The organism is Alishewanella sp. SMS8 (assembly GCF_030737935.1).
Classification (GTDB): Bacteria; Pseudomonadota; Gammaproteobacteria; order Enterobacterales; family Alteromonadaceae; genus Alishewanella; species Alishewanella maricola.
Window position 1 is genome coordinate 328500 of sequence record NZ_JAPJEA010000001.1, and the last position, 25248, is coordinate 353747.

Sequence of the window (25248 nt, forward strand, 5' to 3'; positions counted from 1 at the left end):
CGAATTGAAACAGCAAAGCGACTTTATAAAGTCACTGTGCTGTCGACCGTTAAACTAACAAACGAAGCTTATTTTGCAGACCAGCTAAATTTTTGAAATGGCGCATCAACCGGTGTTGCCGCTAAATGATTAGTATAATTACTCATCACTTTCTGGGCTAAACCTAAAACAATTTCTAATAATTGACGCTGGGTGTAGCCCGCTGCAAAAAAGCGCTCAAGCTGCTCTGCTGAGGGTTTACCGCGACTGCGGGTCATGGCAAGCGTGGTGTCATGTAGTACTTGCAGCTTTTCTGTCGGTAAAGGCGCACGATTCCGTAACGCTTCGGTTAATTCGGCATCTACTTTCATCATATGCGCAATACCCGTATGCGCTGGCACACAATAACCACATTCATGTTCAACATTAATGGTTTGCCATACTACGGTTAACTCTTCAGCATTAAACGACGATTCGCTAAACAGCTTATGCAGTACTTGATAGCCGTCTAACAACCCCGGCGCTTCTGCCATCACCGCATGTAAATTAGGAATAAAACCAAAGGCGCTTAATGAGTTTTGCAACATAGACTTGCTGTCATCTGGCGCAGTATCGACGGTGTGCAAAGTGAAGTGATTCATCATCATGATCCTTAATTAATTGCGAAAAAGACTCTGCCGACAGTAATTGCCGTGCTGATGAGGTCACTATAACCAATCATGAACAGTCGTTCAAGTTATTTATGAGCAACTGTTCAAATATGTCAGTCATCCGCTTTCACAAAGCGGCTATACCTGTGCATGCTGACGGATCAAGTTATGATAAATATGATGTAAGCGGTCTAATTCAGCGCGCTCTACCCCCTGGTGACCTGCTAAGGCCTGAATACTTAGATCTAGTTGATACAAGGTTTCGCGCAGAGCCGTGCCGGGGATCATGCTTTGTAACCAACTGATGGCCGCCACACGCTGCCCGGCAGTCACTGGCATCACCTGATGCAAAGTTGCCGAGGAATACAGCACCGCATCACCGGCCGCGAGCTTAACGCTTTGCTCACCAAAATCGGTTTGAATAACTAACTCGCCACCTTGATAGTCTTCTGGCTCTGATAAAAATACCGTGATGGAGAGATCTGAACGCAATATCTGTTGATCCGGTAAACGCATAATGGCGGCATCGACATGCCAGCCATAATGCCCACCTGCTGCATAACTGTTAAAACACGGTGGATAAATACGATGTGGTAAGGCTGCAGCCATTAAACTGGGGTTATGCCCAAACTTCGCCAGTAAACGATTAGCCAGTTGCTGTACCTGGTGATGATCGCGGTCTGCTTGCGCATTGTGTTTAACCGCCACCGCCATCCCCATTGCACTGCCCTTACCATCTAACCAAGGCACGTGTTGCAGCGCTTGACGAAATTCTGCCACTTCAGTTTTAGTCAGTAATTGCTTTAACACGTGCATGTTTTCGCTCCTATAGGTTAATAATGTGGTTTAAAATTCATAGGTTAAGGTTGCGCGAACAGAACGGGCATCACCTAAGTACATAAAAGCACCAGAACGATAAGCCGCAGTCCAATATTCTTTATTGGTGACGTTACCAATATTCATACGCAAGGTGGTGGCCTCGTTGATGTTATAGTTAGCAAATAAGCCCAGCACGGCATAACTCGGTACCACTATGCTGTAATCATTAATGGTGCTATTAAAACTGGCTGCCGTATCGGGTTGACCGCCATAGATTTCGCTTTTATAGCTGTAATCTCCGCCCAGCACTAAATCAGGCGTTAATTGATAACGTAACTGCACATACACACTTTCATCAGCAAAGTTACTCAGCGCCAAGCCGATATTGCTAGGTTCAATTGAATCTATTACCTCTGACTGCATAATCGCCGCGCTGGCTTGCACACTGAGCTTATCGGTTAGATTACCATTGATGGCAAACTCAACACCCTGAATACGGTTTTTACCGGTGTTTAAAGTCCCTAAGGTTGAATAAGCATCGCCCACACTTTCCATCACATCAGACTTCGTTGTGGTAAACCATGCTGCCGCTAAAAATAAGCGTTCGTCTAACAGCGACCATTTAGTGCCTAATTCAATATTTTGCACGGTTTCCGGATCAGCTAATGCGGCTTGTTCTGGATCACCACAAAGCCCGCCATAACCGCAGTTTGCGCCCAGATCAGACTCACCACCATTAATGTTGGTCGCGGTGGCGTAACTCAGATACAAGTTGCCATGCTCACTCAAGCTGTATACCAGCCCCAAATGACCATTGTAAAAACTGTCTTTATACGCATATTGCACTGCCTGATCAGAGGAAAGTACATCATTACTGTAATCGATTTGATCAACTCTTAGGCCCGCGAACACTTGCCATTTATCATTCAGTGTGGCGGTATCCATAACATAAGCGGCTAACGTTTTGGCTTTAAACAAGGCATCTGAACTGCCCTTTGCGATATTGCGACCAATAATGTTATCGGCATTGGCGTAAACATCACCTGTACCATCGAGTAAGCAATAACTGTTACTAACTGACGAGCGCCCAGCAACACGGCAATTAGTGTTGTTTTGGTAACTAATATCATAGACACCGTTGTTTACTTGCTCGTCACTGATCTCCAGCCCCACCAAGAATTGATGCGCAACCGAGCCGGTATGGGTATCCCAAAATAAATTAAATTGGCTGGCAAAATACTCAACATCTTGCCAACCTTGATGCGTACTTAGCACTATGGTCTTAGCATTCGGCGCCATCAAATCAGAGGCATCGCGTTCAGTGCCACGGGCACCGGTCGCTAAATAACCGTTGCGGGTTTCCCCATAGCGGGTGGCATTATGAAAACGCAGATTATCCGCTAACTGCCATTCCACCCGAAAGGTCGCCGCGGCCACTTCGGAATGTAAAAAGTCTTCTTGCTGCGCGTATACCGGAATATCATTTAATGGCTTGCGGCTATCTTGTTGATAATAACTGCCTAGATCCGGTGTATCTTCGGCTTTTAAATAATACAGATCAGCAAAGGTTTTTACCGAACGGGCATTATCATACACCCCCGATAGCAAAGCGCCTTCACGGCTACGGCTGATCCCGTCTCGGCCTGGGGCATCCTCTGCCGTGCTCAGTAAATTGATACGGGTAGCAAAGTCGTTGGCGATCGGCGTATTGTAATCCAACACCAGACGATGATGTTCATCACTGCCTACACTGGCATCGACACGACCAAAATCATATGAGGTAGAGGCTTTTTTACTAATACTATTTACGGCCCCACCCGATGAACCGCGCCCGGCAAAAGTCGAGCTAGGGCCCTTGGTAATTTCAATTTGTTCTGTGGCAAAACTTTCGCGGGTGGTCATGCCCGGATCGCGTAAGCCGTCGACAAATACATCTGAGCGCGCTTCATGCCCGCGAATAATATAACGATCACCAAAGGCATTACCGTTTTCGCCCGTGCCCAAGGTAACGCCCGCTTGGGCCGCTAAAATTTCTTTGAGATCCGACTTACCCGACTCTTCAATTTGATCTTTGGTTAACACCGTAATGGTCTGAGGTGTATCGACTAGCGGTGCTGTGCGACGTAAATCACCTGATTGCTCTACCTGATATTTCGAAAAACGAACGCCGTGGATCTTAATTAATTCAATTGCCTGCTCTTGGCAATTGGGTTCGGCACTATCGCATTCAATCACAATTTCTTCGGCAGAAACTTGCCCGAGTGTTAGGGCTAAAGTGGTGAAAAGCGCTTTGGAACCAAAATGGTTCAATGGGTGTTTAGAGGTTAATTTTGTCATTATCATTCCCTTAAAGAGGTAAACCAATCAGGGCAGCAAGCATAAAAGGTTTCGCCCAACCTGTAAACCTAAATGATAACTATTTTTATTTGCATGCGTATTATTTGGACAGTGGATCCAAAAAAAGCGGTTTTAGACATAAAAAAACCGCCACGATAAAGGTGGCGGTTTTTATAATGAGCTTAACGCAGTTTACTTTTCTGGCTGCTGTACCAAAGATAATTGATACACATCGTGCCGTCGATCTTTCATGGTATGCACACTGCCGTGGGTATGTAACTCTTTTAACAGATCCAAATTAACATCAACAATCAATAGCATCTCAGAATTAGGTGTTGCTTCAGCTTTGATACCAGTGGTTGGAAACGAAAAGTCTGATGGCGTGAAAAGGGCTGACTGCGCATATTGAATATCCATGTTATTAACACGGGCCAAATTACCCACTGCACCGGCAATCGCCACATAACATTCGTTTTCAATAGCTCGGGCCATGGCACAGTGCCGCACACGGGTGTAACCATTTTGCGTATCGGTTAAAAATGGCACAAATAGAATATTCATACCTTGATCGGATAATAAGCGCGCGTATTCAGGAAACTCGACATCGTAACAAATCATAATGCCAATTTTGCCACAGTCGGTATCGAACACCTTGATTTTATTGCCGCCATGCATCGCCCAGTTACGTTTTTCAGCTGGCGTAACATGCACCTTGTCATATTGCTCCCAACTGCCATCACGGCGGCATAAAAAGCCACTGTTGTGCAGTTTGCCATCATACATATAAGGCATGCTGCCGGTAATGATATTGATGTTGTAAGAAATGGCGAATTCAATAAATTTATCACGGATCGTTTCCGTGTACTTTGACAACTCGCGAATACTTTGTGTAACACTTAAATGGTTGTAATGCTCCATCAGCGGTGCTGCGAACAATTCAGGGAATAAAATAAAATCGCTTTTATAATCTGATACGGCATCGACAAAAAATTCCATCTGCTCAAAAAGCTGATTGATATCTTTCATATTGCGCATTTGCCACTGCACTAAACCTAAACGTACTTCGGCTTTAGGAGCATTGATTAGCTTCACCGATTTGGTGTAATAAATATTGGCCCATTCTAATAAGGTGGCATATTCTTGCGACTCGGTATCACCACGCAGATACCCTTTGAGTAATTTGCGTACATGAAAGCCATTAGCTAACTGAAAACTTAGTACCGGATCATAGATCTGTTTGCTTTTTACCTTTTCAATATATTGTTTGGCGCTCAGTTTATCTGCATGTTCATTAAAGTTAGGCATACGACCGCCCGCCATTATGGCGCGCAGATTAAGGTTTTCGCAAAGCTCTTTGCGAACATCATATAAACGACGAGCTAAACGTAAACCACGGTAATCTGGGTGAATAAATACTTCGATACCGTATAAAATATCACCGTGTGGGTCATGATTATTAAACGAAAAACCAGTAACTATTTGCTCGTAAGTGTGTTCGTCGCTGAATTTGCTGTAATCAATAATTAGAGAAAAGGCACAGCCAACAACTTTACCGTCCACACAGGCACAAATTTGCCCCTCGGGAAACTTGGCTAACAAGGTATCAATGACCTCTTCACTCCAACTGAGCAATGGGCCTGATTTATATACCTGCTCAGAAGCATGGCGTAGCTCAGTCATGTCTTCTTTGGTTAAATGGCGAATTTCTATATGGCTAGCTTCCATGAAGTCTCCTGCTTTCAATGCACTATCTTTAACTTAGCTTAACACTATCACAAATAACCGACTACTATCGCATCACTCAGACCGTGTTTAACTGATTATATGGGCTCAAAATGGCAGGAAGGTTTATTATCAACCCAAATTTGCAGGGGACTGGGCAATAGATACCTTGGCATAGGTATCTATTGCCCAGCTGAATTTACACTTGATAACGCGCCAGCAATTGCTTAGCTTCGTTGGCGGCTTGTTGCAATGCGTTAGCCGCATTTTGCGTTTCTTGAGCATAGGCTGAATTTTGTTCAGCGCCTTGCTTAATTGTCTCAACATTTCGACTGACGTCCTCAGCGACGACACTTTGCTGTTCAGCGGCGCTGGCAATATCGGCATTGATCGCATTAATATGTTTTGAGGCTTCTAACACCTGTTGTAATGCATCAACGGCTAGCTGCGCCGACTGGGTGTTATTTTCAGACATCTGTTGCTGCGCGGCTGAAAAACTCGACACATCATTCACATTACCTTGCAAACGCACAATCATGGTTTGAATTTCATCAGTTGAAGATTGCGTTTTGCCGGCTAAGTTTCGTACTTCTGAGGCGACCACCGCAAAACCTCTACCTTGCTCACCCGCTCTAGCCGCTTCAATAGCGGCATTCAGCGCCAGTAAATTGGTTTGTTCAGCAATCGATTTAATCACATTCAATACAGTAGCAATATCTTCACTTGCCGAGTTTAACTCTTTCACCACTTTTGAAGACGCCGAGGCTTTTTCCTGTTGCTGCTCGATACTTTTCAGTAATTGTTGTGTTTGTAGGTTAGCTTTATCAGTTAACTCAAATACGGAACCCGCCACATGCTCTGCATCCACCGTACTTTGCGCCACCGTTTGTGCGGTTACTGCCATTTCGTGGATTGATGCCGCTGCATGATCGGTTTGTTGTCTTTGTGAAGTACTCGCTGATGTTGCGCGATCTGCCAAACTGCTGAGATCCTTAGCAGAGTGCTGTAATGCTTCACTGGTATGGGCAAACTTAGCAATCGTCTGGCGAACATGCTCCAGTAACTGATTAAACTCTTGCGCCATAGTGCCAATTTCATCTTTTGTGGTAATAGATAGGCGCTGTGTTAAATCGCCGCCGCCTTGAGTAATTTGTGTTAATCGACTAATAGTTTGTGTTAATGGTGCTGCAATAAAGCGATTCACTAACACTGCTATCAACACGATAATCAGCAAACCAATAAAAATCACAGCAAAACCCATTTTAATGGCCTCTGCTCTTACCAGCGCAGCGACGTCATCATGATTAATTGCCACAATGACTCGATATTTCCATGCAGGGTAATCATTACTAATAACGGTCCAATCGCTGTCTGAACCGGCTAAGACACTCTCAATTGCAGCAGTGGTTTGGTTATCTGAATGCATCCGCACACGGTTTTTGTCATCAACCACGGCCACAAAGCCTTGAGATAACAATTTACTGTCTTTAATACTCGCTTCAAGTTCAGTTAAGTCGGCTTTGTAACCGACATAGGCAATGCCTACGACTTGCTGTGCCGAGTTGAATAACGGGGTATAGCCAGTGAGGTAAGGCGTGCCTAAAATATCAACTTGCCCAAAAAAAGCCTTACCTTGTTTTATTAATTGAATCACAGTGCCGGTAGGATTTAACTGTGTACCAATGGCTCGCTGTCCATTCACCAACACATTGGTAGCCACCCGCACAAAATTATCACCATCTCGGCTGAAAAGTGTAGCCGTACCACCGGCGATATCGGTTAGCTCATCAACGAGTTTAAAATTATTAGCTTGTGGTACATCGTTAATCAGTAGATCAGGCACCATAACATCTTTTACTTGTACCGGTTGACTTAAAGCAACTGGCCCCGCCTGTTCAATCCGTTGCAATAACAACTTCATGGTGCTAGCGACGCGGTCTTGCATCAGCTTATCGGTTACAGAAAGAAGTTTAACCACACTAGAATTGAGCTGCTGCGCGCTTTGTGTCACTTGCTTATTTACAGCTGAGTTAGTACGAACATAGGTTAATCCGACCGCGATCAGCATTAAACAGACGATTAATACGCTCACCGATAATACAAACTTTCGTTGAATAGACATATTTTATAGCCTCAAAAGCAATCAAGACGTGGGTACTGCGGATAACAACGCATAGCGTTGTCTTAGGTTGTGTAGCACATTACCTGATTTTATGGATTTGCGATATCGCTAGAGGTACTTAAAGCCTAATGCTTTTATTAAGCAATACTCAAGCTTATAGCCGCAAGGTAACTTAATTAGTATTGACGATTGTATTTGAAAAAACAAATGCCTAGTAAGGTTTAGCAGATGATTGAACCAAAATACATCTAACGACAAAACAAACGCAGCAAAAGGCAGAAATACCAAGACGAAACCAGAGTATAACGATAAAAAAACTCGCTTAACTAACTGATGTAACCAAAAGCCTGCCTAGCCTTCAGCAACACCTTCATCTTATAACATCACATCGATAAGTTGGATCATCGCTTCGCTTTTTATAGATAAAACCGTTACCGAACCACTAAAAGTGTCATGCCAATTAAAATGAATTGGTTAATAGGGGGCAACTAGCGGCTACCCTATATCTCACCCTATGATGCCTTGCTGTTTAGTCCTTTTTTAAGTTTGCCAATAACCTGCTTTAGCTACACAAGCCTAAAAGTTTGAAAAGCGGTTAGCTACAACAGACATAAACCTGAAACCTCAACGGGCGACACCCTGTCAAGCTGACATAATAAACATAAATAAACAATGCTCTAAAGGCTCAACGTTTTAAGAACGCTTTACCCTACACACAGCAAGAGTCCCTTCTTATCAAGCGCCTCTTCTATTTTGCAGAAATAAAAATGCAGCGATGATCGCTGCATTTTCTTAATAGGTTTTTTGATATTGGCGACAGCTATTTTTCGTTAAGCCGTGTGTAGCAGCCGAAACACACCGTGGTGCAAAGCAATAAGAGCTAAACCACTTTATGTTTAACCAAATTCGAAATGGAATATAAACCGCGTTTCTCGTTGTTCTTACGGCGTACTTCTTCTAAGGCACTGGCTTCCGTGGCATCAAACAAGGTATTGATCAAACGGTTGAAGTGATTATGCATGGCCACCCGTGCTTTTGACGGATCTTTCGCTTTAAGCGCATTATAAATGGCCGTGTGCTCCTGCAACGTTAAATGGCTATCCTTACTACAAACGCTAGCATAATCATCAATGATGGCGGCGGTAGATTCACGCAAAGACCATAACTTATTGACCAATAAAATCATCGCGCCATTTCGAGTCGCGCCAGCAATAATACTGTGAAATAAGCGATCGGCCTCTTCTGTTTCACCACGTTCTTTCATCATAACAAGCGTATCATGTAAACGGGCCAGCTCTTCATCAGTAATGCTCACCGCCGCTAATGCCGCCACCTCGCCTTCAACCAGTGCCCGAGCTTGGGTTAATTCAAAAGCATTCACTACCGCTTCTTTATTATTTTTAACCGCACCTTCAAGTACATAAACCCCCGAGCCGGTTTTCACTTCAACCTTCTCTCGCACTTCTAAAGCAATGATCGCTTCGCGAATAGTCGGCCGACTGACATTAAATTTTTCTGCCAGTTCGCGTTCAGCAGGTAAACGACTACCCGGCGCAAATTCACCGCTATCAATTAACGCTTCAATTTTATCTACGATGCCCCAAAACATTCGTCTGCTTTTCATAAAGGCTCTCTCATATTTTTCTAACCAATATTCTGTGCACTAATTAACGTGCATATTAGCGACTTCAAAAGCCCTAAGCAAAAACAAAATCGCGGTTTTACTATTACGGGCCAAGCTATATTTTAAGCATAGCAGGTTACGCTAAAACTGGTAATAACATAAAGCCATAAAAGTCGAGATTGGTAATGCCAAGTAATTGACAAATTTTCACTCATTGGTTGGATTCCATTCACGTATAATAGCTAGCAATATGAGTTGTGCGATACATAGCGCCATATAAAAAACAAAATCCAAGGGTAGTCATGAAACTAAGCAAAGTAAGTTCAGGGATCCGCGCCGCTAAGCCTGGCGATCTCATAATGAATATTATCGCCAAAGTGGTCAGTGAATCGCTTTCCAGAAGTTGCAAAGGCTTAGTACAGTCAAAATAGCTTTGTTCATGTCGATAATATTTTAGCGGCCGCTTGCGACGCTGAACGCATTGCTATCGCTTCGTATAGCCACGTACCAGGCAATTTCTTTAAACTAAAATTGTCTCATGAGTAGCGCTAACCACTGTAATCAACTAAATCGAATGGTTTGCTTTTGCAGTAATGTGGCTAGGTTTTACCAAGATTTTGGCTTAGAAAAAACGCTATTGCCAACTCGTTTACCTTCTTCTTGAGCAAGCAACATGCATACTGCTCATCAAGCAACCTAAAGTAAAAGCTAGTTGCAATTCGCGCCTTGGTATATTATGACAGACATATTGACGTCTATCGTGAAGGAAATACTGCGATGTTGTTTGAGTTGTTCCAGTTGCCTGCACAGCCAGTGTTGTTAGAGGGTGCTTATCAGCTTGAGTTCGTTTTGCTGTCTATTCTGGTGGCTATATTGTCCTCTTGGGCGGCATTATTTTCGGTAGATATTAGTCGACAACATTTCTTACCATGGCAACGCCAATTGGCCATATTAGCCGGCACCATCAGTCTTGGCATTGGCATTTGGTCCATGCATTTTATTGGCATGTTGGCTTTTAGCTTATGTACCCCAGTCGACTACACCACCAATCTCACCCTCTTCTCTTTATTGCCCAGTTTGTTAGCCTCGTATACTGCCCTGAATTTATTGATCCAAGAACGGTTGACCTTACCAAAACTGTTAATCGGTGGTGTGCTGGTGGGCGCCGGTATTGGCGCCATGCATTATACCGGCATGGCTGCGATGAGTATGGCGCCGCAATTACGTTACGATCCTCTGCTATTTAGCCTTTCTATTTTAATTGCCGTATTTATGGCTTTTTTAGCCTTGTGGATCCGCTTTGGTATCAACCGATTACAACTAAAGTTACCACGTTGGCAGCTGAATTTGTTAAGCGGCACAGTGATGGGCTTAGCGATTAGCGCAATGCATTACATGGGCATGTTAGCAGCCCGTTTTGTGGCACCGCCAGGCTTTACTGCCGCTGAGAATACCGCCAATAGTGGTTCTATGGCGTTGATCGTGACCTCAGTCACCTTGGTTGTTACCTTATTGGTGTTATTGCTACAAGTACTACTCAACTTTTACGCAGCTAAAAGCTCGAGCGATAATTATGCAAAACGGCTTGGCGCCATTATGAATACCGTATTAGATGCCATCGTCACCCTGGACAGTCGCGGCGTCATTGTCGAGTACAATCAAGCAGCGCCCGTCTTGTTTGGCACCACAGCCTTATTAGGCAAACATTTTAAGATGTTTCTTACGCCAAAAGATGCTGAGATGTACCAGCAAAAGTTAAACACAAATGAATTAACACAAGCGTTTAACTTGCAGGGAACAGAGCGAGCTATCCCCATCATTAAAGCAGATGGCAGCAAAATTACCGCTAGACTCGCCTTAAGCATAACCCAACTTGAAAATCAGTTGCTGTATGTGGCTTGTTTAAGTGATATTTCTGCAAAATTAGCATTTGAGGAATCACTGCAACAAAGCGAACAAAAATTACGCTCGTTAATTCAAAATATCCCGGGCGCAGCCTATCGGGCAACTCGGCAGCAGAGCTGGCAAATAGAGTATATCAGCGAACGGGTCGAGCTGATTAGCGGCTATCCTGCTGAAGACTTTATGCCACCACAAGCCAAACGTTCTTGGTTTTCGATCATCGCAGCAGAGGATAAAGCTAGGGTTAAGGCCACCGATTTTAGTCAGGATTTTGTTTTAGAATATCGCATTGTGCACGCCGATGGCAGCATACGCTGGATGCTAGAGCATGCAGATAGCTTACCGCAACATCAAGGCTTAATCCGTGACGGTTTTATCATGGATATTACCGAGCGGCGGCAAATGGAAGAGCAGCTTCGCTTTGCTAAATTACAAGCCGAGCAGGCCGCAGAAGTAAAAAGTACCTTTTTAGCTAATATGAGCCATGAAATTCGGACACCCTTAAATGCCATTATTGGCTTTAGCGGTTTACTATTGGAAACACCAGATACCCCCGATGCGCAGCGTTATCTGACAACCACACACCAATCGGCTAAAGCATTACTCAGTTTACTAAACGATATATTGGACAGTGCGAAACTAGAGCGTGGAAAAATGGAGTTAGAGCAGCTGGATTTTAACTTAACCCAGTTAGCTGATCAGGTTATCTCTACGCTTTGGATGAGTGCTAAACAAAAAAACGTGCAATTACTGCTGCAAATCGATCCCAATGTGGCCACATTTTACTATGGTGCTGCCGATCGCATCCGTCAGGTTTTACTTAATATTGTGGGCAACGCGATTAAATTTACCGAGCAAGGCTCTGTACATTTAAAAATCCACACCTCGACAAATGGCCTGCTATTTCAGGTTATCGATACGGGGATTGGCATGGACTCGACACGGCTACAGGCTATTTTCGAACCCTTTACTCAAGCCGATGCCAGCATGAGTCGTCGTTTTGGGGGAACAGGCCTTGGAACCACCATCAGTAAACAACTGGTCGAATTAATGGGGGGGCAGATCCACGTTCAAAGCCAAGTTGGCCAAGGCTCAACGTTTAACATCAGTATTCCGTTGCAACCAGGCAAACCTATAGCGCAAACAAGCAACGCGTTGGTATTACCGCCATTGTCTATTTTAGTTGTCGATGACATTACGCAAAATTTAGATTTACTCAGCACACTGTTAGCACGCCAGCATCATAAGGTATTTACCGCATGCAATGGTGCTGAAGCGTTAACGCTATTAGCCGAACAAAGGCCTGATGTTGTGTTGATGGATATACAAATGCCCGTGATGGATGGACTTACCGCGGCACAACAGCAACGACAACGCGAACAAAAGCAACAGTTACCACGGGTACCCATTATTGCCCTAACGGCCAGCGCCTTAACCGAAGATAAACTCGCTGCACAGCAAGCCGGCATGGATGGTTTCAGTTCAAAACCGATTGAACCAGATCAACTATTTGCTGAAATAGCCCGTGTGTTAAAGCTTGAGCCCCAAGATTCCGTTATCCCACCTTTGCCAGCCACAGATGAAGATCAGCTATTCGATCCGCATCACGGCATTGCCTTATGGGGAAGTAAAGAACGTTATTGTAGTGAGCTTAAACGTTTTGCAACAAAGCCACTGACGGTTTTACTGGATCAGTTACAACAAGCGATGCAAACGGGCAATTATCCGCTATTGCAGCAGCAAGCCCACAATGGCAAAGGATTAGCTGGGAATTTGTCATTAAAACCTTTAGCTAACGTATTTTCAACTCTGGAACAAACGCTAAGACAGCAGCAGCTTAGTGAATTAACCGACGTTATGCAGCACATTTTTGAAGTGGCCAAGCAAACTATGCTGGCGATCGAGCAGTATAGTAACAAAGCTAATACCCCAGGAACAAAGCTTGATCTTAGCGAGTTACCCCTTTTGTTGAAGGAACTGGCGGAACAGTTACAGCAACACGATTATAACGACCGTTTATTATCCAAAATTAAAGCCTATCAAAACACATCCTATAGCGATGAAATAAATGAACTGCTTTTGCTGGTAGAAAATTTTAAATTTGATCAGGCTAAAACAACCTTGACTGCACTGCTAAGTGCTTTGGAACAGCAACATGCTTAACGAACATTCAGCCCCAGCCTTCAGCCGTATTTTGATTGTCGATGATGAACCGCTGAACTTACGCGTGTTAAAGCAGATTTTGCAAGATAGCTATAAACTGATGTTTGCCACCAGTGCTCAGCAAGCCTTTGAGTTATTACAACACGATAAACCCGATCTTATTTTGTTAGATGTGATGATGCCTGATATTACCGGTTTTGAGTTGTGTGCTAACTTAAAAGCAAGATCGGATCTCGCCGACATTCCGGTGATCTTTGTTACCGCATTAAAGGATGAAATAGACGAGAGCAATGGCCTTGAATTAGGTGCCGTTGATTACATAACTAAACCTGTTAGCCCGGCTATTGTGCGCGCGAGGGTTAAAACCCACTTGTCATTGGTTAAAGTAGACGAATTAAAACGTACTCGCTTACAAGTTGTTGAGCGACTAGGCCGCGCCGCTGAATATAAAGATAATGAAACCGGCCTGCATGTAAAACGCATGAGTCATTATGCGCAAATTTTGGCATTAGCGGCCGGTTACTCGACTGAATGGGCAGAAGAGCTGTTACATGCCGCGCCAATGCATGACATCGGTAAGATTGGTACGCCCGATCATATTTTATTGAAACCGGGTAAGCTGACTGAAGACGAAATGGTCATTATGCGCCAACATACCTGTATTGGTGCTGATATTCTCGGCGAGTGTGATTCAAGCCTGATGGCAACAGCGTCTCAGGTGGCACGTTGGCACCATGAAAAATGGGATGGTAGTGGTTATCCCGATGGCTTAGCAGGCGCTGAGATCCCTATCGCCGCAAGGATCGTTGCGCTTGCTGACGTTTTTGATGCGCTTACCAGTGAACGTCCTTACAAGCAAGCATGGACAGTAGACGCGGCTTTAGCGTTTATAACCAGCCAATCAGGAAAGCATTTTGATCCCCAACTGGTGCCTTTATTGATCGACAATTTACCGAAGCTGTTGGCCATTAAAGCTAAATGGGCAGATAGACTAAACCAATAGAGAAAAACGAGAAAAAGAAAAAATAGAAAAGCACCGCAATGATTTGTTTTATTTGATTTTTTTTAACATTCACTGTTTTAATGCTATTTGCATCTTACAGAAAATGCACTATAGTTTAGCTAGGCATAGTTAAAGCTGGGCCAAACAGATGGAGCAGCTACAATGAGTTCCTTAAGCACGGGTAATTTTCCAGTTAACACGCTATTACGCCAACAGACGGTTCGACAGGCCGAACTCGCTGAGCAGCAGGCGCGTGCTTTAGAAACCCAGGCTGCGGCGAAAAGGCGTGAAGCCCGACAAGCCGAGGCAGCCGCAAAACGTTTAGATACCGAGGCTAACGTTGCCAAAAATGAAGCGAACACCTTACAGCAAAATTTAAATGCGGCAGAACAACTGAGTCAAAGCAGCCAGCAAAACAGTGTGCGTTTTCAGCAAAGCATCAACCGACAATTTACCCAAAACTCTACGGCAGAGCCTGATAACAAAGCTAATGCCTTAACAATCGAGATCAATAATTTAGTCAATGGCTCCTCTGGCGAAAAAAGCGGTAGCCTTATTAATACAGTGATTTAATAGGTCACACCTTGTGGTCTGGCAAAGCTGCGAGAACACCATTGAGCATAGAAAAGGAACCTCATGCACAAAAACTTGGCTTTTTTTCAGTCTTCTCGCTTTGTGCTCCCCTGCTTCATTTTAACTATTTTTGTCATTTTATTAGCCGATAGTGTAACCCAACTTGGTTTTGCTCACGGCATGCTATATTCGCCGTTAATCTTACTGGCGGGTTTCACCTACCGTTATCGCTTACTGAACCTGACCGCCAGTTTAAGTATCATGGCTATCTGGATAGGTTATTTCATTGCTCCGCCAGCGCCAGATAATTTCTCTGAAGCCTATGTTTTGGCCAATCGCGGTTTAGCCTGCTTGGTTATTGTCATCCTCTGGTGGCTAAGTTTTAAAATCATCACCCAGCTAAAATTACAGCAAACTCAACTGCAACAAGAAAAACGAGCCCGACTAGAGTTAAATTTAGCTCAAGAAGTGGCCGGTTTAAGTCATTGGCACTTAAATGACTACCGTAAAATGGTGATGTTAGATAAAGCCAGTAGCCAGTTATTCAAACTTAACAAGCTTGAGCTAACCATTGAGCAGTTTTATGCCTGTTTTGATGATGCCTCACAAACTGAATTAACAAATCGAGTTCAAGCCTGTTTATTTGAAGGTAAAATGATTAAGCTTGAATTGCAATTAGCCAGCCAAAGCTTACCACTGCAACGGATCAAACTGGTTGCTTATCCGGATCCAGATAATCGTGACATTGTGCGAGGATTATTACAAAACCTTCAGCCATTATTATCGCCAAACGATACGCTCGGTGAGCAAATTCAGCAGTTTAAATATCTAGCCGATACCTTGCCCGTTAAGGTATGGATAGCCGATGCGGATGGCTTAATCAACTTTGTTTCACAAAGTTTTGCAGTGTTTTGTGGTTGGAGCGCCGAACGTATTGTCGCCGACTGGCTTAACATCATCCATCCTGAAGACCAACTGGCAACCATGTCAGCCTGGCAACAGGCTTTACAGCATGAAACATCATACAAAATTGAATTTCGGTTATTAGGTGCGGATGGGAACTATAGCTGGCACTTAATGCATGCCGTGCCCATTTATCAGGCCCCGGGGCAGTTAAGTTACTGGTTTGGTTCAGCCATGGATATCAGTAAACAAAAAAACCTGTGGCTACAAACTGAAGAGCTTAAACGCTCGCTTTATCAAATTTTAGAAAGTGTGACCGATGGTTTATTTATGCTAGATGCCCATTTTCACTTTAGCTATATCAACCAGCAAGCCCTGGAATGGATAGCCGGTAATAGAGCCTTATCACCGGGTAAACACATGACTGAAGTATTCTATCAATCAGAAGTCGATTTCAGCCCGCTGATCAGCGCGATCCAACGTGCCTTTGCTGAAAAACAAAATAGTCAGCTGTGGTTCACCCTGCTCTCACACACCGAGCCAAGTTTAATCAGTATTTATCCTGCCAGCCATGGGGTTAGCGTGCTTATCCAGTTACGATCAACTCTTGCTAAAAAGGCGGGGCCGCTGTCAGTTGCACCGACTCACCATTAATCGGATGTTGAAAACGAATTTGGTAAGCATGTAACAGCAAACGCGGCGCTCTTTTTGCAATCGCTTTTGTGCCATATAAGGTATCTCCTAAGATGGCATGGCCAATACTGAGCAAATGCAAACGCAATTGGTGCGAGCGACCGGTCACCGGCTTTAACAAAACCCGGGAGCTGTCGATTAAAGCAGGATCAGCCAAGCGCGTGAAATGTGTCAAAGCTGGTTTACCGCTTTGCGCACAAATTTTATATAGCGGACGATTGTCAGCATCCGCTGCTATCGGCAAGTTAATCTCGCCACTCTCTTGTAAGTCCCCTGCAACCACAGCCAAATAATCCTTTTCTATGGTTCGAGCCTGAAATTGCTTACTAATGGCCGACAGTGTCGCTTTGTTCAAAGGTAAAATGACCAAGCCTGAGGTATCATAATCCAAACGATGCACCACCTGCGCAGTTGGAAAATCCTGCTGTACCCGACTAATTAAACAGTCATGATTCGCCGGATGTCGACCAGGCACAGTGAGGAGATGGCTCGGTTTATCCACTACCAGCAGCACATCATCTTGATAAATAATGCGGTAAGTGTCTTGGGTTGCCGGTAATATGGCTAACGATTGCGGTTCAACAGACATACTTGCGCTCAAATACTAAAAAACTCAGGCATTATGCCGTAAAAAAACCTAGCCAGCAGCCATAAATCCGTTAAGCTGCGCAAAAACACTGACACAGGAACAGCATGATGATTGCTCCGCTGCGGTATAACCCTCCGCAAACTGCACTAGAAATCATATACGAAGATAAAGATTTGTTAGTGGTTAATAAACCCAGTGGCCTACTAACCAACCCCGGCAAAGGACCTGACTTAGCAGATTGTTTGCTTAGCCGAGTTTGTGCGCTCTACCCACTAGCGCAATTAGTTCATCGATTAGATCTCAGTACATCCGGTGTGGTGGCTTTTGCTTTAAGGCGCAAAGCCGAGCGAGAATTAAAACGGCAATTTGCCGAACGTTTGGTAAAAAAACGCTATCTTGCCATAGTTGCCGGGCAACTGACCGAAACGGCAGGTTGCATTACTCTGCCTTTAGCGGCCGATCCTGCTAACCCACCCAAACAACAAGTTGATACCGCAGGCAAAGTAGCAGAAACGCATTTTAACGTTTTAGAGCAATACGCTAACTCGGCCTTAGTTGAATTAAGGCCCGTTACCGGCCGTTCACATCAATTACGCGTTCATATGGCAGCATTAGGGCATCCGATCTTAGGCGATGCTTTTTATGCCCCTATCGAGTGGCAACAAGCTGCACCGCGCTTACTGCTCCATGCCGCCACACTAACACTGCAACAACCCTACAGCCAACAAACACTTACCTTTAATGCCGATAGCGATTTCGTCACTGCCAACGGCCAACGCCTGCGCTAACCGCTTTCCGTCACAACATCCCCTCAAAACGTCTCTGAGTATGGTCATGCCTGACTCAGAGTAAGGTACAACCAGTACCGGAGTGCGGTCATACCAATGTCAGAGTCTGGTACAACCTGTACCGGAGTGCGGTCATACCAGTGTCAGAGTGTGGTACGACCTGTACCGGAGTGCGGTCGTACCAGTGTCAAAGTGTGGTCGGGCCTGAGTGAGGCCCTTATTGTGTGGAATGAGCGGTTTAGAGATTTTCTTCGAACAGTTTGTGGATACGACGGTATTCGTCTAACCAGCTGCTTGGTTGACGAAAGCCATGCGCTTCAACGGGGTAAATCGCTGTTTCGAAATCGACAATTTCGTGCTCAATTAAGCGCTGCACCAAACGCACCACATCTTGAAAAAACACGTTGTCGTCAACCATGGGGGCATTGATCAGCAGTGGCTTTTTCAAACCTTGGGTGAAATAAATGGGCGAACTGCGCTCATAGGCAATAGGATCGATTGCCGGCGTATTTAAAATATTAGAGGTATAAGGATGGTTGTAATAAGCCCAATCACTTACTGGACGCAGCGCTGCCCCTGCTTGAAATAACTCAGGCTCTTTAAACAACGCCATAAAAGTCATAAAACCACCGTATGAACCGCCATAAGTACCCACACGCTTGCGGTCGACATTGGCGTTTTTAACTAAATAGTCCACACCATCAACTAAATCTTCAATTTCAGGAGTTCCCATCTGCCGATATATCGCAGTGCGCCAATCACGGCCGTAACCTTTTGATGCTCGGTAATCCATATCAAGCACTACATAACCTTGCTGAACTAACAAGTTATGAAACAAGAATTCACGGAAATAGCCAGACCAACCTAGATCACTGTTCTGCAGATAACCGGCGCCATGGTTAAACACGACAGCACGACGGGCCTCACCTTGCTGATAATCAGCCGGTAAATACAATTTGCTAAATACCGGGTGTGAGCCATGGCTTGAAGGCACAGCCACAACCTGAGGTGCAACAAGAGGCAATTTTCTAAACGCTGTAGAAACCGTATCCGTTAACTGACGAACCGTTGTACCTGCCTTCGCCTCTGCTACAAACAGCTCAGGTGGCATTAGGTTGGTTGAGTGGCGTAGCAACAACTGCTGTTCATCTGGCGATAAAGTAAACTCGGTACTGCCCAGTAAATTGGTCACCTGTTCAGTCTGGTTAGTGCCCAGCACTTGGCGATATACATTGTAGATCCCGGGATGGCTCTTGTTGGCGGTGAAATAGATGTACTGATCGTCATGCGTTAACACCGGGCCGGTCACTTCAAATGTGCCTGAGGTTAATTTTGTTGCTTTTTTCGCAGTTAATGCTTTGCTGTAAAGGTGGGCATAACCACTTTCTTCCGATAAGAAGAACAAGGTTTCACTGTTGTTTAACCAACCAAAATCATTAAAAGCGTAATTAACCCAAGCTTTATCATGCAAACGATGCTGAGGTACTAACTGCTTTTTCGCCAGGTCGACAGTGGCAATCCAACGGTCTTTATTGTCAAAGGCTTTTAACATGACCGCCACTTGCTGACCGTTATTGTGCCAACGCATAGCACTTTGGCTCCAATACCAATCTGTCATTAAACCAATATCACGGATCACTTTTTCTGATTGATACTTTTTACCCTGAGCCTTGGCATTTTCTGTTTTCACTTCTGCCAGCACATCTTCGTTATAACCTGGCAAACGGCTATAACTGAGTTCCTGCATGCTGTTTTGTTGTAAATCAACTAACAGCAATTTTTGCGGCTCTGGAGAAAAATCATTCACACGTGCACGCACCTGCTGCGCGGCAATATCACCGTTAGCCGTAATATAATTCGGCATAATATCTTTGTCATTGCGCGCACTCGATTTACGCGTTGCAAGCATCAAAAAATCACCCTTGGGCGATAAGCTGGCATCTACAATTTGTTGCCCTTTACCCAAATAAATCGCGGCCGGAGCCATGCTATTATTTTCAGTGCGTAACTGCTGTGCTGCTTGATAACGCTCGGTTTGATTTTGTTGTTGTAGCGCAATATATCGGATCAGCTTCGCTTGCTCTTGACCCAAATAGCCCTTTGCCGGTGCAGGTGCGGTGGGGGCATCTTCAGTTTTTAAACTGGCAATTTCGCTGTGGCTACCGTTATTAAAGTCATAAGCAAAAAAATCCCAGCCTTGTTGATAGGCTAAACGACCATCTAGCAAAAATTGTGGTCTGCTCTGACTGCTATTACTGCGGGTAAGTTGCTGCAATTTCCCGTCAACAATGACAAATAGGTTGCCTTCAAAGATGTAAGCCATTTTGCTGCGATCAGCGTTAAAAACTAATTGCTCTGCGCCCATTTGATGCCAATCAGCGAGTTTAACTTGCTCACCATTGCCTGCGCCTTGCACCGGACGACGAAACCAATCGCGCAATTCGCTTTGCTCGCGTTTGCGTTGATAAAACACCGTGCTGCTATCTGGTGCCCAAAAGGCGCTTTCTGGTTGACGACCCAACCAATCCGGATCCGCCATAATTTGTTCCATCGTCAATCGAATGGACGGATCAACTTGATTTTGTTGCACAACGCTGATGGTGTCGGTTGACCAAGTACGAGGCTCACCTTTTGCAGCCACAACCGAACTAAAACACAATAACGAGCTGACACTTAAAGCCAGTATGGCGCAGTGAAATTTTTTCATAGAGTTATTCTTCATTTCTGCCTAAGACCTTGCTGTTATACAAAGCTTGTAAACAGAACGCAACCGATTGCGCCTGAATGCAAAGCCAATACGCTAAAAAGCAAAAAACCGGCCTCAGGCCGGTTTGTGTTGCAGCTAACAAACATTAAGCGAATAACTGCTTGCCGATTGCGCTAAGTTGCGTTTTTGCCTTACTCATGGCTTGTTCCGCACTGTCAGGCCCCATATTTAAGCCCTCGGCGTAAACAAAGTGCAATTGCGTTAGCCCTAAGAAATTAAAAAAGGTTTTTAAGAAAGGTACCTGACTGTCAGCTGGACCATTTGCATATACTCCACCTCGAGTCAGTGCGAAAACCACGGGCTTGTCGTTTAACAAACCGACTGGGCCTTGCTCAGTGTATTTGAAGGTCAACCCTACGCGCGCTAAACGATCTAACAGCGCTTTTAATTGGCTGGGTATCGCAAAGTTGTACATGGGCACACCCAATACTAAAACGTCAGCCGCTTTAACCTTAGCCACTAAATCATCAGAAATTGCTGCGAGTTGTTGCTGCTCGGCATTACGCTCTGCTGCAGCCGTCATCCAACTTCCCATCTCAGGCATGGTCAGATGCGTAAGTGGCGTCGCATTTAAATCAATTTCTGTTACTTTGTGCTGCGCTTGCGGCAACTGTGCTAAAAAGTGTTGCACTAATTCTACAGATTTACCGGCAGAGCCACTGATCGAGCTGTTTATCACTAAAATATTTTTCATCAACATTCTCCGTTTAAAAAGATTCAACTGATGTTACATGCAACTTTTTAGAATTAAAAACGGATAATTTCGGATTTAACGTTCTATTTTTTATTTTAATTATATTTAAAACCAGTTCCTATTACGCTGCGTATAAATGGCACGTTTCATAAAAACGCACTTAATCGCCGGGAAATAACGAATATGTTGGAATCTACCGTGCTATCAGGGCATCATGACAACTCGAGAGCTAAAACGAGGATGCCCGACCGTATGACTATTAGTGCAGAACCCAATATCCGCACTGGGCAATGGGAAGATGCTTTAACTTTTGTCGCTGTGAATGCTGACAAAGCAGCATACGCTGAGCTATTTAGTTACTTTGCACCACGCTTAAAAGCTTTTGGTATGAAGATGTTCGGTAACGAACAGCAAGCTTTAGAGATGGTTCAAGACACCATGCTTAATGTTTGGAAAAAAGCCAATTTGTTCGACGCAAGTCGTGGTTGCGCATCTACTTGGATTTTTACCATCGCGCGTAACGTTCGTTTTGATATGTTGCGTAAAAAGCAAAGCCGCAAAGATGACATCAGCGCAGATGACTTATGGGCTGACGGAGATTATCCAGAGCAAGAGGGCAGCACATCTGAGCAATGGGAAACCATGCTAATGAGCGAAAAGCTTGCTCCTCATTTCGATGCTTTACCCCCAGCACAGCGAATGGTAATGCAAAAAGTTTATTTAGAAGAGAAGTCTCATCAAGAAGTATCCGATGAGTTAGGTATTCCGCTTGGCACAGTAAAGTCACGGATCAGGTTGGCGCTAGATCGTTTGAGAGAGGCATTAGATGACACACGCAGTTAAATTTCATCCCGGAATGATGCTGATGGAACAGTATGTAGAAGGTACGCTTTCTGCCGAAGTTGCCTTGGCAGTTGCCACACATATTGATTTGTGTCCGCACTGTCAGCACCTGTGCCAAGATTTACACAACGATCACGGCAGTCAATTAGCCAAGTTATCCCCAGAAATGAATAACAATGCTGATGATTTCGCACAGATGCTTGATTTCATTACGTCTCAGCAACCTAACACTGGTTCACATGCGCCGAAGCAGCAAGAGTCAGTAACAGTAAATGTTAATGGTCGCGAGTTTCGTATACCGCGTGCATTAAGCCGTTTAGTGTCGCAACAAAGCAAATGGTTACAATTAGGTGGTATTGCCACTGCCAAGTTGCCTGCTGGTGAAAAAACCCATGTATCTTTGCTATACATTGATAAAGGTACTGAAGTGCCAAATCATAGCCATTTAGGTATGGAAATGACATTGGTATTAAGCGGGCGTATTTATGACGAAAGTGGTGAATACGGCGCGGGTGACTTATTAATTAATTCCCCTGATGATACGCACACTCCACACACTCGGGCTGACGAAGATTGTTTATGTTTGTCGGTACTAAGCGCGCCATTAAAGTTCAACAAGGGCCTAGTGCGTTTATTGAACCCGTTACAACAATTTTTTTACTGAACTCGTTTAAACATGTACTTCTGATGTAGCACTCTTGCGCCGGCTTTGCCGGCGCTTTTTTTAGCTTAATAAAGCCACACCACCCTGTAAATTCCACAGTTGCTTAAAGCCTAAACGCCGAAGCACTCGCGCAGCCAATAAACTTCGATTGCCGGTTCGACAAATCAACAACAAAGGCTGGTCTAGCTTTAATTGCTGCTGCAGCATGGCATTGCAAAGCCGCGACAAAGGGATCTGCAACACTTCAGCCGTCACCGGTAAGTAAGTATCTACCGCCCCTGCGCTCTGTTCATAGGGCTCACGCACATCCAGCACAGTGATCTGTTGCGTGCTTAATAACTGCTCTAAATCATTGGGCTGTACTAACGCAATCGCGTCCTGATGAGATACTTCAACCAAACCACACAAATGCGTGCTGGCTTGTTGCAAAATCGCACTTTGCTCGTTCAATCGTTGTTGCCATTGCTCCTGCTCAGCACCAGCTAAAATGTGTTGTAATAAAGGGGTTTCTTGTTTGGCTAAAGCAAAAGTGGTAACAAAGCGCTGTGCGTAATCATGGCTTGAAAATAATAGCGTTTGTTCAGAAACTGTTGCTTGCAAAAGCTGCAAACTCTGCTGTAAAGCCATGGCACTACCACCGTCGAGATCGGTGCGACCAATACCAGCTGGCAGTAAAATATCGCCAATAAAGGCAGCAGTGATGCTATCAGCTTGTTTTAACAACACACTATAAGCCTGCGGACTATGGCCTGGGGTGGCAATACGGCTTAATTGATACACACCCACTTGCAGCGTATCATGTGCCAGTGGCCAACCTGTTACATCCTGGTCCTTTGCATCGACCAATAATTGTCGTAATAGTTTTGACGCAGGGTTGGCTTGTTGATGCAAATGCGTATCCAACACGGCAACTAATGTTAAACCCTGCCCTTGAATAATATTCACGAAACGCTCAGCTAACGGCATAACAGGATCAATAATAATAGCTTGGCGACTATGCTCACAACTTAGTAAATAACTGCAATTAGCATCATATTTAAATTGTGATAAACCGGCCGCCACGCTCATATTCAGCGGATCCGCATCCGTTAACACTAAACAGTGTTGACGCACTACTGGTGCTAAACTGACAATACGCTTGCACGCTTCGTCACATTCTTCTGCTGTCATCGCGGGGCCAAAAGATAAACGAATAGCGCCTTCACTGCGCCAGCGTTCCAGCCCCATGGCATCTAATACAAAGCTACCGGTTACTTTCGAACTGCAGGCAGACCCAGAGCTTACGCGAATACCTGCCGCATCAAACAGATCCAAAATATCTTTGGCAAAGAAACCTGGCACAGCAAAATTTAAGGTTGTAGCAAGAATGTGTGGCTCAGCGCTATTTAACACCAAGGCCGGGAAAACCTGACGAAGCGCAGCTAGCAGTTGCTGTCTATAATGCCATAGCACCGCATCCGCGCAGAATACACTTGATTCAGGGTTCAGTAATTGACTAAAGATGGTACTTAAAGCGGCAATACCCGGTAAGTTTTCTGTACCCGAGCGTAAACCGCCCTCTTGACCACCACCAGCAATTAATGGCTGATAAGGCGCACCTGGGCGAACATACAGAAAACCAATACCCTTAGGACCATACAACTTATGGCCACTGAACGGCGCATAATCGATACTGATCTTCGCAAAATCTAAAGACATTTTGCCCAGAGCCTGTACGCAGTCAACCAACCAATACGCATCCGGTTTGACTTCACGGATCAGTTTTTCTAACGCCACTAAATCTTGTTTTACCCCCGTTTCGTTATTAGCCGCCATAGTGCAAACCATAGCAGCACGGGGTAATAATTGACGTAACGCATCAGTGTCAATTAGCCCACTGTTTAGTACAGGAATAGCCTGTACCGTCGCATTAATCTGTAAAAGCTTGTTCCAGTATTTTAAACTTTCCGGAACGGCTTTATGCTCGGTCGCGCCATATAATAATAAGGTTTCAGGCCCACATAAGCCGCGAGCACGTAGCGCTTGCAACGCGGAAATCACCGACGTTTGAATGCCCTCTGTTGCCCCCGAAGTGAAAATAATCTCGCCTGTGGCAGCACCCAATAATTGCCGCGCCAAACTGCGGGTATGCTCCAAGGCAACCTTCGCTTTAATACCGGTACTATGACTGCTGCTTGGATTGCCAAAGTCTTGCTGCATTGTTTGCATCACGGCAGCGGCAACTGCTGGCAACACCGGTGTAGTCGCATTATTATCTAAATACACTTCGGCCAAAGTGCGACAACGGTGAGAGGGTGCTGACATCGAAGAAACTCCAAAAACGTGGCGAAAACCAACTTATAACTAAAGGTTATATGTTATATCATTTGATTTTCTTGGCACAGCATTAAATAAAAAAAGCCGCTATTGATAA

17 protein-coding genes are annotated in these 25248 nt (G+C 44.6%); 7 read left to right on the forward strand and 10 right to left on the reverse strand.

What is annotated here, in order from left to right; genetic code table 11:
• Positions 1–68 precede the first annotated feature (68 nt).
• The 6 genes from ORJ01_RS01505 to ORJ01_RS01530 all read right to left on the reverse strand — a co-directional run bounded on the left by ORJ01_RS01505 (position 69) and on the right by ORJ01_RS01530 (position 9253).
• Complete coding sequence (locus tag ORJ01_RS01505; protein WP_306176724.1) at positions 69–620, reverse strand: carboxymuconolactone decarboxylase family protein; 552 nt, start codon at positions 618–620, stop codon at positions 69–71.
• A 147-nt stretch (positions 621–767) separates the two neighbouring features.
• A complete protein-coding gene (locus ORJ01_RS01510; protein WP_306176725.1) occupies positions 768–1445 on the reverse strand; it encodes a Fe2+-dependent dioxygenase in 678 nt (225 codons plus the stop codon).
• Between the two features lie 30 nt (positions 1446–1475).
• Positions 1476–3785 carry a TonB-dependent siderophore receptor gene (locus tag ORJ01_RS01515; protein WP_306176726.1) on the reverse strand — a complete coding sequence of 770 codons (2310 nt, stop codon included), beginning with the start codon at positions 3783–3785 and terminating at the stop codon, positions 1476–1478.
• A gap of 192 nt (positions 3786–3977) precedes the next feature.
• A complete protein-coding gene (locus ORJ01_RS01520; RefSeq protein WP_306176727.1) occupies positions 3978–5510 on the reverse strand; it encodes a bifunctional GNAT family N-acetyltransferase/carbon-nitrogen hydrolase family protein in 1533 nt (510 codons plus the stop codon).
• Between the two features lie 196 nt (positions 5511–5706).
• Positions 5707–7629 carry a methyl-accepting chemotaxis protein gene (locus ORJ01_RS01525; protein WP_306176728.1) on the reverse strand — a complete coding sequence of 641 codons (1923 nt, stop codon included), beginning with the start codon at positions 7627–7629 and terminating at the stop codon, positions 5707–5709.
• An 880-nt stretch (positions 7630–8509) separates the two neighbouring features.
• Complete coding sequence (locus ORJ01_RS01530) at positions 8510–9253, reverse strand: FadR/GntR family transcriptional regulator (protein ID WP_226750879.1); 744 nt, start codon at positions 9251–9253, stop codon at positions 8510–8512.
• Between the two features lie 777 nt (positions 9254–10030).
• Here ORJ01_RS01530 and ORJ01_RS01535 point away from each other — a divergent pair.
• From ORJ01_RS01535 to ORJ01_RS01550, 4 genes are all read left to right on the forward strand, one after another.
• Positions 10031–13318 (forward strand): MHYT domain-containing protein, encoded by a 3288-nt coding sequence (locus ORJ01_RS01535; RefSeq protein WP_306176729.1) that lies wholly within the window; start codon positions 10031–10033, stop codon positions 13316–13318.
• A complete protein-coding gene (locus ORJ01_RS01540) occupies positions 13311–14321 on the forward strand; it encodes a two-component system response regulator (RefSeq protein WP_306176730.1) in 1011 nt (336 codons plus the stop codon). The genes ORJ01_RS01535 and ORJ01_RS01540 overlap by 8 nt, the downstream gene beginning before the upstream one ends.
• A 162-nt stretch (positions 14322–14483) precedes the next feature.
• A complete protein-coding gene (locus tag ORJ01_RS01545) occupies positions 14484–14894 on the forward strand; it encodes a hypothetical protein (protein ID WP_306176731.1) in 411 nt (136 codons plus the stop codon).
• Between the two features lie 63 nt (positions 14895–14957).
• Positions 14958–16451, forward strand: coding sequence for a PAS domain-containing protein (locus tag ORJ01_RS01550; RefSeq protein ID WP_306176732.1), 1494 nt, complete (start codon positions 14958–14960; stop codon positions 16449–16451).
• On the opposite strand, the gene ORJ01_RS01555 is transcribed toward ORJ01_RS01550, so the two are convergent.
• Positions 16408–17079 (reverse strand): RluA family pseudouridine synthase, encoded by a 672-nt coding sequence (locus ORJ01_RS01555; RefSeq protein ID WP_306176733.1) that lies wholly within the window; start codon positions 17077–17079, stop codon positions 16408–16410. The two genes, ORJ01_RS01550 and ORJ01_RS01555, sit on opposite strands and share 44 nt — an antisense overlap.
• 110 nt (positions 17080–17189) lie before the next feature.
• On the opposite strand from ORJ01_RS01555, the gene ORJ01_RS01560 reads away from it, so the two are divergent.
• On the forward strand, positions 17190–17867 hold the full coding sequence (locus ORJ01_RS01560) for an RluA family pseudouridine synthase (protein WP_371930715.1): 678 nt from the start codon (positions 17190–17192) through the stop codon (positions 17865–17867).
• A gap of 238 nt (positions 17868–18105) precedes the next feature.
• Here ORJ01_RS01560 and ORJ01_RS01565 read toward each other — a convergent pair whose 3' ends face one another.
• Both ORJ01_RS01565 and ORJ01_RS01570 read right to left on the reverse strand, forming a co-directional pair.
• The gene (locus ORJ01_RS01565) at positions 18106–20574 is read right to left on the reverse strand and encodes a prolyl oligopeptidase family serine peptidase (protein ID WP_306176735.1); all 2469 of its coding nucleotides are present in this window, start codon (positions 20572–20574) and stop codon (positions 18106–18108) included.
• Between the two features lie 145 nt (positions 20575–20719).
• Positions 20720–21328, reverse strand: a complete 609-nt coding sequence (locus ORJ01_RS01570; RefSeq protein WP_226750871.1) for an FMN-dependent NADH-azoreductase — start codon at positions 21326–21328, stop codon at positions 20720–20722.
• Between the two features lie 252 nt (positions 21329–21580).
• On the opposite strand from ORJ01_RS01570, the gene ORJ01_RS01575 reads away from it, so the two are divergent.
• Both ORJ01_RS01575 and ORJ01_RS01580 read left to right on the forward strand, forming a co-directional pair.
• Positions 21581–22171: a sigma-70 family RNA polymerase sigma factor gene (locus ORJ01_RS01575; protein WP_226750870.1), complete on the forward strand. Its 591-nt coding sequence runs from the start codon at positions 21581–21583 to the stop codon at positions 22169–22171.
• Positions 22155–22835 carry a ChrR family anti-sigma-E factor gene (locus ORJ01_RS01580; protein WP_306176736.1) on the forward strand — a complete coding sequence of 227 codons (681 nt, stop codon included), beginning with the start codon at positions 22155–22157 and terminating at the stop codon, positions 22833–22835. The genes ORJ01_RS01575 and ORJ01_RS01580 overlap by 17 nt, the downstream gene beginning before the upstream one ends.
• Before the next feature lie 60 nt (positions 22836–22895).
• On the opposite strand, the gene ORJ01_RS01585 is transcribed toward ORJ01_RS01580, so the two are convergent.
• The gene (locus ORJ01_RS01585) at positions 22896–25139 is read right to left on the reverse strand and encodes an aminotransferase class V-fold PLP-dependent enzyme (protein ID WP_226750868.1); all 2244 of its coding nucleotides are present in this window, start codon (positions 25137–25139) and stop codon (positions 22896–22898) included.
• Between the last annotated feature and the right edge of the window lie 109 nt (positions 25140–25248).